Origin of the sequence: Moorena sp. SIO4G3, assembly GCF_010692305.1 — a bacterium.
Lineage (GTDB): Bacteria > Cyanobacteriota > Cyanobacteriia > Cyanobacteriales > Coleofasciculaceae > Moorena > Moorena producens_A.
The window spans coordinates 1-11,086 of sequence record NZ_JAAHIG010000242.1 but is presented as its reverse complement, the minus strand read 5'-3'; the positions used below and the strand labels follow the sequence as shown (position 1 = coordinate 11,086).

Annotated in this window: 9 protein-coding genes; 6 read left to right on the top strand and 3 right to left on the bottom strand. The window is 41.1% G+C overall.

Annotation, left to right across the window (positions count from 1 at the left end; translation table 11 throughout):
* The first annotated feature begins 60 nt into the window (after nucleotides 1–60).
* Together F6J99_RS30625 and F6J99_RS30620 are read left to right on the top strand one after the other, a co-directional pair.
* A complete protein-coding gene (locus tag F6J99_RS30625; RefSeq protein WP_293118586.1) occupies nucleotides 61–954 on the top strand; it encodes a DUF4351 domain-containing protein in 894 nt (297 codons plus the stop codon).
* A 150-nt stretch (nucleotides 955–1,104) separates the two neighbouring features.
* The gene (locus F6J99_RS30620) at nucleotides 1,105–1,974 is read left to right on the top strand and encodes an Rpn family recombination-promoting nuclease/putative transposase (RefSeq protein WP_293118584.1); all 870 of its coding nucleotides are present in this window, start codon (nucleotides 1,105–1,107) and stop codon (nucleotides 1,972–1,974) included.
* Nucleotides 1,975–2,184: 210 nt separating this feature from the next.
* Here F6J99_RS30620 and shc read toward each other — a convergent pair whose 3' ends face one another.
* The gene (shc, locus tag F6J99_RS30615; RefSeq protein WP_293118582.1) at nucleotides 2,185–4,098 is read right to left on the bottom strand and encodes a squalene--hopene cyclase; all 1,914 of its coding nucleotides are present in this window, start codon (nucleotides 4,096–4,098) and stop codon (nucleotides 2,185–2,187) included.
* Between the two features lie 103 nt (nucleotides 4,099–4,201).
* Here shc and F6J99_RS30610 point away from each other — a divergent pair, with 103 nt between their 5' ends.
* Nucleotides 4,202–5,518 (top strand): glycosyltransferase, encoded by a 1,317-nt coding sequence (locus tag F6J99_RS30610; RefSeq protein WP_293118580.1) that lies wholly within the window; start codon nucleotides 4,202–4,204, stop codon nucleotides 5,516–5,518.
* 367 nt (nucleotides 5,519–5,885) lie between these two features.
* On the top strand, nucleotides 5,886–6,275 hold the full coding sequence (locus F6J99_RS30605) for a caspase family protein (RefSeq protein ID WP_293118578.1): 390 nt from the start codon (nucleotides 5,886–5,888) through the stop codon (nucleotides 6,273–6,275).
* Between the two features lie 23 nt (nucleotides 6,276–6,298).
* Here F6J99_RS30605 and F6J99_RS30600 read toward each other — a convergent pair whose 3' ends face one another.
* On the bottom strand, nucleotides 6,299–6,889 hold the full coding sequence (locus tag F6J99_RS30600; protein ID WP_293118576.1) for a hypothetical protein: 591 nt from the start codon (nucleotides 6,887–6,889) through the stop codon (nucleotides 6,299–6,301).
* 753 nt (nucleotides 6,890–7,642) lie between these two features.
* Between F6J99_RS30600 and F6J99_RS30595 the strand changes: the two genes are divergently transcribed.
* Together F6J99_RS30595 and F6J99_RS30590 are read left to right on the top strand one after the other, a co-directional pair.
* Nucleotides 7,643–7,984 (top strand): hypothetical protein, encoded by a 342-nt coding sequence (locus F6J99_RS30595; protein ID WP_293118574.1) that lies wholly within the window; start codon nucleotides 7,643–7,645, stop codon nucleotides 7,982–7,984.
* Nucleotides 7,985–8,456: 472 nt separating this feature from the next.
* Nucleotides 8,457–9,227 carry a hypothetical protein gene (locus F6J99_RS30590; protein WP_293118572.1) on the top strand — a complete coding sequence of 257 codons (771 nt, stop codon included), beginning with the start codon at nucleotides 8,457–8,459 and terminating at the stop codon, nucleotides 9,225–9,227.
* 44 nt (nucleotides 9,228–9,271) lie between these two features.
* On the opposite strand, the gene F6J99_RS30585 is transcribed toward F6J99_RS30590, so the two are convergent.
* Nucleotides 9,272–10,753: an effector-associated domain EAD1-containing protein gene (locus tag F6J99_RS30585; protein ID WP_293118570.1), complete on the bottom strand. Its 1,482-nt coding sequence runs from the start codon at nucleotides 10,751–10,753 to the stop codon at nucleotides 9,272–9,274.
* Between the last annotated feature and the right edge of the window lie 333 nt (nucleotides 10,754–11,086).

Here is an 11,086-nt window from a genome sequence, read left to right as displayed (position 1 = left end):
CGCTTTTTTTGACCAAATCCTGTAAACTCGGCCAGGTAGTCTTAACCACAGATAACTACTTTGGCATACGATAACATATGTAAATATCTCGCCGAAAACTATCCAGCTGATTTGGTCAGGTGGCTTCATGGTATTGAGGTGACTGAAATATCGGTGTTAAAAACTGAGTTAAATACCGAACCGATTCACGCGGATTCCTTGACACTGCTGCAAACCGCTAATCAAATCTTGCAGTGGGAATTTCAAACCCTACCGGCTTCCAAGCCATCCCTACCATTGCGGATGCTCAAGTATTGGGTCAGACTCAAAGAAAAGTATAACTGTCCCATAGAGCAGGTGGTGATATTTCTGAAATCCACTAACTCAGAAAAAGCTTATACTAATCAGTTGCTCGATACTAACACCAGCCATCGCTATCGAGTAATCAGGATGTGGGAGCAAGACCCTGACCCCTTTTTGGCCAATCCCGCCTTATTGCCCTTTGCGACTCTGGCATTCAGTGAGTCTCCTAAACGATTATTAGAGCAAGTGGCAGCAGCAGTAGATAGGATTAAAGAACCACTAGCTTTTACTAACATATCCGCTTGTACTCAGTTACTAGCTGGCTTGCGGTTTGACCAACGGTTGATCACAGAATTATTTCCGGAGGACGTGATGCAAGAGTCTGTAATTTATCAGAAGATAATTCAAAAAGGACATCAACTTGGTTTACTCGAAGGGAAACGTGAAGGAAAACTCGAAGGAAAACTCGAAGGAAAACTCGAAGGAAGGCAAGAGGAAGGTTACTCAATCGTGATACGTCAACTGACCCGTCGTTTTGGTAGTGTTGACGACCAGCTACAACAGGGGATTCAAAAGCTTTCTGTTGCTCAATTGGAGGAGTTGAGCGAGGCGTTGTTGGATTTTGAGACAGTCACAGATTTGACGGTATGGTTGACTGAGCATCAGCAATAAAAAAAGCGATGCTCTCAAAGAGCCCCTACACGCACGCGATTGGCCTACGGCCACGCTAAAAGCGATGCTCTGCAAGAGCCGCTACGCGAACGCTTTTTTTGACCAAATCCTGTAAACTCGGCCAGGTAGTCTTAACCACAGATAACTACTTTGGCATACGATAACATATGTAAATATCTCGCCGAAAACTATCCAGCTGATTTGGTCAGGTGGCTTCATGGTATTGAGGTGACTGAAATATCGGTGTTAAAAACTGAGTTAAATACCGAACCGATTCACGCGGATTCCTTGACACTGCTGCAAACCGCTAACCAAATCCTGCACTGGGAATTTCAAACCTTACCTGTTTCCAAGCCATCCCTACCATTGAGAATGCTCAAGTATTGGGTCAGACTCAAAGAAAAGTATGATTGTCCGATTGAGCAGGTGGTTATATTCCTGAAATTCACTCGCTCAGAAAAAGTTTATACTAACCAGTTGGTCGATACTAACACCAGCCATCGCTATCGAGTAATCAGGATGTGGGAGCAAGACCCTGAGCCATTTTTAGCCAATCCCGCCTTATTGCCCTTTGCTCCTCTGGCATTGAGTGAGTCCCCGACAAGATTATTAGAGCAAGTGGCGGCAGCAGTAGATAGGATTGAAGAACCATTGGCTTTTACTAACATATCCGCTTGTACCCAGTTACTAGCTGGTTTGCGGTTTGACCAAAGGTTGATCACAGAATTATTTCCGGAGGACGTGATGCAAGAGTCTGTAATTTATCAGAAGATAATTCAAAAAGGACATAAACTGGGTTTACTCGAAGGAAAACGGGAAGGTTTACTCGAAGGAAGGCAAGAGGAAGGTTACTCAATCGTGATACGTCAACTGACCCGTCGGTTTGGTAGTGTTTCAGACCAGCTACAACAGGGGATCCAAAAGCTTTCTGTGCCTCAATTGGAAGAGTTGAGCGAGGCGCTGTTGGATTTTGAGACAGTCACAGATCTGACGGTATGGTTAGCTGAGCATCAGCAATAAATAGGATGCGTGGAAATTAAGAATGAAGAATTAAGAATTGGAAATTAAGAATTAAGAATTGGAAATTAAGAATTGGGAATTGGGAATTAAGAATTAAGAATTCACCATTCACCATTCACCATTCTTAATTTTACATTCACCATTTTGCATTATTTTGCATTCACCATTCTTAATTCTGCATTCTTAATTCTGCATTCTGACAAACAACGTTCAACTTGCAACAGACATTTGATATCTTCCCAAAGCCAACAAGGGGAAATATTGTTGATAGAAGTGGTACTTCAAATAAAAATGACTGGGAAAACCTGTGCCTGTAAACTCGGTTTCATCCCAACTGCCATCGGGCTGCTGAGTTGACACTAAGTAGTTGACTCCCCCCTCAATGGCATCCGTTGCCCAGTTACCAGTAGCCTCTCCTGCTGCCATTAAACCAATTAAAGCCCAAGCGGTTTGAGATGCGGTACTGATTCCTAGTCCCTTAAGACTGGGATCATCGTAACTAAGACAGGTCTCACCCCAGCCACCATTGAGGTTTTGACATTTCACTAGCCAAGCCGCACCCCGTTCGATACTACGTTGGTGGGTGTGAGGCGCTATTTTAGATAAGGCTGAAAGAGCACTACTGGTGCCATAGATATAGTTAACCCCCCAACGACCAAACCAGCTGCCATCGGCTTCCTGTTCCTGAATCAAAAATGCGATCGCTTTCTCCAACTGCTGGGATTCTATGGATAAATTACAGGAACCTAGCATTTCCAGAACCCGTGCGGTCACATCCGCTGTGTTAGGGTCAATCATCGCTTTCAGGTCAGCATAGGGCAGAGAATTGAGCCAGTGTTGATTATTATTAATATCAAAGGCCGCCCAACCCCCTTGGTTACACTGCATTGATGCTATCCAAGCCAAGCCACGAGCCATGGCTGCCTGCTTTAGTTTCTGATTAGGCAGTTTCAAGCTATTCAAGGCCATAATCACCACTGGGGAATCATCTAAATCGGGATAGAAACGGTTTTGAAACTCAAAAGCCCATCCTCCAGGTTTCCCTTGGGGATTCTTGACCACCCAATCCCCATAGTCTAGTATTTGCTGCTCCAACAACCATTCTCCACCCCGAACTAAGGCTGGATGATCCGGTTCTAAACCAGATTCCACCATCGCTCGCAATACCCAAGCTGTATCCCAAACTGGGGAAACACAGGCTTGGACTCGGTAGCTGTCAGGGGTTTCAATGGCAAAGCGATCAACAGCTTCCAGTCCCCGTTGCACTACCGGATCCGCAAGATCATAGTTGAGACAACGCAACGCTAACAGGGAATTCAACATGGCTGGAATAATTCCCCCCCAGTCTCCTGTGGCTTCTTGCCTCTCCAAGACCCATTTTTCCGCTGCTGCCAGTCCCTGCTTCCGGAATGGAACTAAATTCAAGTCTTCTGCTAACTTAAATCCATCATCAAGCAATACAAATAAATCTGTCCAATCGGAATTGCGAGGTAGCTCAAACTTGGCGTGATCAGCTCCTTCGGTATATAACTCGTCTAGATTGATGCTTGGCTGAATATCAAATACTGGCTTCTGGTCAAAGACAATTAATAAAGGAACTGTACTTCCCCTTGCCCAGCTAGACATTTCATAGATCGTAAAGGGAAACCATTGCGGAAACAACATTATCCAGGGGGGAATCGAGGGAATCCCGCGCCAGCTATAGCAGCCAATCAAGGCTAAATGAAATTTGGTGAAAATCCGGGTTTTGCTGATGCCACCCCGTCTGAGAATAAAATCCCTGGCTCGGACCAAAGCGGAGTCGCTGGCGGGTACCCCCAAAAGGCGGAGTGCCATATAAGCTTCCACCGAACAACTCAAATGCCCACCATCACCATAGAAAAGTTCCCAGCCACCGTGTTTCCGCTGTTGAGAACGCAGATAGGCTTCCGCTTTATGTAAAGGTCGTTGTTTGTCAGTTCCCCAAATTTTATGGAGTAGGATAATTTCCGCCGTTATGGTGACATTAGATTCTAGTTCTGCCCACCAGTAACCATCGGGATATTGCTGAGCGAGTAGATAGCTTTGGCTATTTGCGATCGCTTCTGTAACCCCTGAGTGTACAATCCTGTCTTGGATTTGCATGTTTTACCGTTCCACTTCACACACCAGATTCAAAGGTGCGCGCACCTTTGGTTACGTTATTTTGCTATTTGTAGTGGAGAATTGGCAATAGCTATCAATACCAATGCATACAATCGGATTAGGAATCACTGTTCTATCCTTAGGGATTTGGATCGGATTACTAGGATTTCGGGGTCAGTTTTGGCGAGCAGACCAACGGCTGGTTCTAGAGAAATTACCTACCAGGTCTCTAGGTCAAGGGGAATCCTTACCCAAGGTTTGTGCTGTAATTCCAGCTCGTAATGAAGCTGAGTTGCTCCCCACGACATTGCGATCGCTTTTGGCTCAAGACTATGCTGGCTGCTTGACGGTGATTGTAGTCGATGACCAAAGCACTGATCAAACGGCCACCATTGCTCAAGCCCTTGCCCAGGAAAGCAACCAATCCTCCCAACGATTCCAACTAGAGGTATTATCCGGTCAAACCCTACCCCCTGGCTGGACAGGTAAACTTTGGGCCTTAGAACAAGGGATTCGTCATGGGCAGCAGCAAACCCCAGCCCCAGATTATTTTTTATTGACCGATGCTGATATTGAGCATGATCCAGCCAATCTCCGTCAACTGGTTACTAAAGCGGAGATGGAACACTTGGATCTAGTTTCCCTAATGGTGTTGCTCAGATGCCAAGACTTTTGGGAGCGACTACTTATTCCTGCTTTTGTCTTCTTCTTTCAAAAACTGTATCCCTTTGCTTGGGTCAATAACCCCACAAAATCCACTGCGGCTGCGGCTGGAGGATGTATTTTAATTCGCCATCAAGCTTTAAACCGGATCGGTGGGATTGAGGTAGTGCGTCAAGCATTAATCGATGATTGCGCCCTAGCTCAAGCAGTTAAATCCAGTAATACACCAAGTTTCGCCCCCCTAGCCCCCCAAAATTGGGGGGAACAAAACTCTCAAAGTCCCCCAAACTTGGGGGATTTAGGGGGCTTTAGCAAAACCAATCAGCAACGCCCTGGCTTTGGTGGGATTTGGTTAGGGCTAAGTCAATCAACCCGCAGCTTACGACCATATCCTTCTTTAGCCAGTATCTGGAACATGATTGCTCGCACCGCCTTTACCCAATTAGAGTATTCCCCATGGCTATTAGTAGGTACGGTGATGGGAATGACGTTAATTTATCTAGTACCTCCGATTGGTTTGATCGTTAGTGTTTTGACTGGACATTGGCTGAATGCGATCGCATCGTTTGTGACATGGTTACTGATGGCTTTAGCTTACTTACCCACACTGCGTCTCTATCAATGTTCTCCTCTGCTGGGATTTTGCTTACCTGGGATTGGGTTACTGTATACCCTAATGACCATAGATTCAGCATGGCGACATTGGCAAGGAAGGGGGGGTGCTTGGAAAGGAAGGGTTTATTCGGTTGAGGGTTGAACGCGCACGCGTGGCCGAAAGGCCAAGGTTTAAATTTTAAAGTTTAAATTTTAAAGTTGAAGGTTTAATGTTGAAGCTTGAAAGTTTACTGTTGTTCGACCTTGGCTTTCCCGTAGGGTAAGTTTACTGTTGAAGGTTGGAGGTTAAAGGGAGCATGTCAAATTCGCAGAACAAATGTACTAAAATAACTCATGACCGCTATTCAAGCCCCGAAAACACAAATGTAGTTCAGGCGTTCTTACAAAATTGACCTGCTCCCGAGGTTAAAGATTTAATGTTATAAGTTTATAGTAAGTCCGGAAGAGGCATTATTTCTGGATAATAGCTAGAACAAATTAGCCCTGTATAAGATTAGTTTATGTCAGCAATGGATAATGCCCATGCTCTGGTCGTGGGCATCGCCAACTACGAAAAAATTAACAAACTTCCAGACACCGTTCTTAATGATGCTCAGACTATTTATGATCTATTAATTGACTCCCATCATTGTGGATACTCTCAGGATAATGTCAAGTTATTGAAAGATGGGGCAGCTACTAAAACAGCATTATCTCAGGCATTAACAAATCTAGCGCAGCAGAGTAACCAAGACGCTACGGTGTTCATCTATATCTCCAGTCACGGAGGACAAAATGATAGTTCTGGATTGCGAACTTTCAATTTAGATGAGCTACTGATCCACAGTTGTAGCTGGCTACAGGACTATTTAAGCAACAATCCTCATGTTAATAACAGTGATCGCTCGTTGTGTCCGTAGCCAACTTTTCTAAAGTTACTTGTTCAACGGCTGGGAAAATTTATAGTCGGCTGAGGGATTCTAAGTTCCTCAAATTCTATTCGACGCTCAGGGATTCTAATTTCCTCAAATTCTATTCGACGCTCAGGGATTCTAATTTCCTCAAATTCTATTCGACGCTCAGGGATTCTAATTTCCTCAAATTCTATTCGACGCTTAGGGATTCTAAGTTCCTCAAATTCTATTCGACGCTTAGGGATTCTAAGTTCCTCAAATTCTGGAGGCTGAGGGATTCTAAGTTCCTCAAATTCTGGAGGCTGAGGGATTCTAAGTTCCTCAACTTCTGGAGGCTGAGGGATTCTAAGTTCCTCAACTTCTGGAGGCTGAGGGATTCTAAGTTCCTCAACTTCTTGTTTTTGATGACATTCGGGAGACCACCAACACGGAGTAAACCAGTTATAGGGTGGAATTGGTAGTTCTGGGTTTTCTGGATGAGGAATAGGAAACGGAATAATTGGAAACGATTCTGGAAAAGTTTGTTCCTTCTCCCCCGTCCTATATTCATCAGCTAATCCTTGACCTGCACCTGCAGCCAACATTAACGATGTTATTGCAATTATAATTGTGTTTTTCATATTAGTTGCCTCCTTATTTTTTATGAAATTTTTGGCAAAATTGAGATGGTGTAACCATTCAGCATTCAGCAGGTAGTGCTGAATGCTGAATGCTGATAGCTGATTTTTCAGTATCTATAGACTTATCTGGCTAACCACCAAGAGTTATGCAGGAAACTTTCAATACCAGGTTTATCTCCCACAGCACTTACCCACCAAGACCCTTAACATCGCGTTTCTCCTTATATAGCAACCGAAGATAGTGGTACACCAGTAGTGATTTGAGCCCCCGAAACCTTGACCAGACTGTAGCCAAACTACTAGCTCTTTACGACTACCAATTCACTAACAGGAGCGATGACGCAAAAATATGTATCTAGGTTTTACAATATGGCATTTCTAAATAGGTTATGAAGAATCTTGCTGATTTCTCATAACACCAAAAAATCCTCCAAGCTCTTTTCTAGTGCTCCCTGCCCCCTACTCTTTGTTACCTTTTCCCATCAATCCTATGTTCACAACTCAAATAAAAAGGCTATATCAAGTATCTATAGCTATCGCCATTCGTGTTAGGACACAGCATCTTTGAAAACAGAGTCCATTGCTTGTCTTAGGAAAGCGCAGTGACTATCAGAAAAATACTTTTGCAAGAGGTTTAGTAATCAGTCCAAATCTTCTTTTGGTTCCCCTTCTGCCCTTGGTGGGATTTGGTTAGGGCTAAGTCAATCAACTCGCAGCTTACGACCATATCCCTCTTTAGCCAGTATCTGGAACATGATTGCTCGCACGGCTTTTACCCAACTAGAGTATTCCCCATGGCTATTAGTAGGTACGGTGATAGGAATGACCTTAATTTATCTAGTAGCCCCGATTGGTTTGATAGTTAGTGTCTTGACTAGACATTGGCTGAATGCGATCGCATCGTTTGTGACATGGTTACTGATGGCTTTAGCTTACTTACCCACACTGCGTCTGTATCAATGTTCTCCTCTGCTGGGATTTTGCTTACCTGGGATCGGGTTGCTCTATACCCTAATGACCATAGATTCAGCATGGCGACATTGGCAAGGAAGGGGTGGTGGTTGGAAAGGAAGGGTTTATTCGGTTGAGGGTTGAGGGTTGGAGGTTTAAGGTTGGAGGTTTAAGGTTTAAGGTTTAAGGTTTAAGGTTTAAAGTTTAATTTTATAGCAGTCGAAGTAAAAGTTAAGACATATTTTTGTTACCAGATCCGCTGTTGATTATTAACTATTACCCTTTCCATAACTATACTTCAATGTCTATAATTCCTTTCTACTGTCCCTAATGCTTCTTTTTTATTAACTTTTGTTAAGTATTGCATAACCTCCTGAACTTTGCCTGAGAAATAAATAGTGGTATTTGAAAACAACTAGGCTCAAAATTAACTCGAAGCCTGAGCAGTAAATGGGCATCTATTGATTTGCTATTTTATTAGTATTTCCAGGGGTTTAAATAATTCAAGCCTAATGAAAATATTGGCTTGTTATATAAAGGCGTTCAGCTAATTTTAGTCTCCACAGGTTTCAAAATACCAATAAACACTAGCTGATACCGACAAAGGAGAGGATGTATGTTGGATAAAACTCTAGCAACTATTTTTAGTACTTTTTCCATATCTTTAGGTTTAACCATTGCTCTGGCTGGTGATCTTCATGCAGAGAGCCAATTCCCTGATGGTAATGTTCCCCTCGTTGCCCAATCTCTAGACGTATTCACCAATCAGATTGGATTTCCCATTGAGTTGGACTTAACCAAAGCACAAATTCGAGGAACTTTGCCAATTGAAAAATTCCGGGAAGATTTAGTTAACTCTATCAATCAATATGATGGGTATTACATCAAGAATACTCGTTATAACAAGTGGAAGATAAACGATATTAATCTTCAGTCTATTGACAATGGTGGAGCAACATTTTCCTTTACCGTCAATTTGCGTAAGTATGAATGCATCGATCTATTTTCTGAAAAGAAGTGTACTCGCCTGTTTTCTGTAACACCTAGTGGTGACGTTAGTCTTGGTATTGCCATACGTAATAACGATTTACAAGTTGCTTACCGTAAGCATAATGTGCGTGGACGGGGATGGTATTCTGATGCTTTGACTCTTCTTGAAAGTCTATTTCGTAATCAAACAGTTAAGGTGATCAAGAAGGGTTTGGCAAATTTTGATGGTGTCAATTTGATTTCCTATCTTAAAGATGCAGGTTTTGATAAACAGTTGAAACCCTATGGAATCACCCTAGATAAACTTGTTAAGGCTGGCGTTTCTATTAACGCCGATGTTACTCCAAAAGGGCTGAACTTTGTAATTGATTTACCTAAGACCATAACCCTTGAATAATTGGTTAAGCTGTTAGGCATTAATGCTTAACAGCTTAGTCAGATTTATTTGAGCTTTTCTAAAACTTGGTTTTCTTCAATAATGTTCTCGATTTTATCAATAAAATTATATCGTTGTCGAGGCACCAAATATGCTGTTTCTCCGAATCCTATCACAAAGGATAAGAGCCCACTACCAGGTCTAAATGAATAGTCAATTATTTGAGTGTTTTTTATTTTAAAATCACCAGTAATATTATCATGATAAATAATTTTTATTTTGATATATCCTTTATAGTTTCTCTTGAGAAATTTGAAGTATCTTTCCTCCTTGGTCCATTCCACATCACTAAGTAATACGTGTAATTCATGTGATTCATCATCTTTACCCGGGGATTTTATAAATTTATCTATTACTTCAGCTTTATGTATAAATATTTTCTTTAAATTATTATGTTTAGTTAGATGCTGTTGTTCAAAAACTTTTACGATTTCTGGGTAATTGTGATAGTTTTGATGTAACTTTACTGTTTTAGTGGGAAGAATGCTAAATATAAATGCTTCTCCTACTATCACCAAGATTACTAAGCTAACTGAGCCTATTTGGTTCAGTCTTAAATTTGATTTTTTAAATAAATCAATAATAGCTATAATTGTAAATAGTATAAAAACCAACATGCTAAGGGCTTTATACTGCTTAACCCATTCTTGATTAGTCAATAATTCTATTATCCAAGCCCCAGTAATATTAATGAAGAGTAATGGCAATATACGTAATACTATATAATCAAATTCAAGTAAGGGGTTATTGCTTACCAATCTTATTATATAGCTTACTATATAGCTTGCTTTACTCCTCTTGGACTGGGTTTTTAACCATTGATTTAGTTTTTCAGTATTTTCTTTAAAATCATCATTATCTTGATAAATATAAATATATTTATTTTTCAATAAATAAGCAAATTCTATGATAGGTTTTTCACTATAAAAATTTTCATCAAGTATAGTATATAAATTATAGATTATTTCATTTAAATTTTCAAGTATTTTATAGATTTTATCTTCCGGATTATCATTATCTACTAATTGATTATTTAAATAATCTCTATAAACCTGTTGCTTTAGCTTCTTTGTTTTTTTTAAAGGATACAATATGTCGAGTAAACTAGTCGTAATTTCAATTTTTTTCTTGATTGCCTTTAATTCACGATTCCCGCCATTTGCGTCAAGTGCTTTTTCAAGGAATTCTGCTAACCTATTTTTCCTATCAAAATAGTTGACTACTTTGTTAACAATTTCACTCAAATTGTCACCAGTAGCAATCTCTGGCAGATTTTTATTGAATTTGAATTGTAGCATTTCTTTTAATTTTTGTTGCTCAGGGAAAGCACTAAGCAGGGCTGACTGTATCTGCTCAAGGAGATAACCAGGGGTATTTCCAGCATTTTTTCTTCTAGCAGGGAAAACATTAAATAGGGCTGATTCTATCCGCTCAAGGATGTAACCAGGGATCTTTTTAACCTTCATGTATAGCTCTATACCTGTCAACAATAGAACTACTGATGCGATCGCTTTTAGGTGGGACCCGATGGGCGAGTAAGCTATTGAGCTTGCGTTTAATCAAATCTCCGTTAAGGATATTCGTCATTGGTTTGCTCATTGTTGTTAATGTACCTGATTAGACTAAAAATTACTATAATTCACCCTCTGTAATCTTATATGAGTAAGAGGAACTCCGATAGGCTGGTTTCAACTATATCGCAGTGCCATAGACAAGCGGTATAAGCCAGATCAAATACGTTTGAGTGTACAAACAGCGGATGCATATCTAACTCCTCTCCCCCCACACTTTCTGCTTAACCCTAATCTAAGAAAACTACA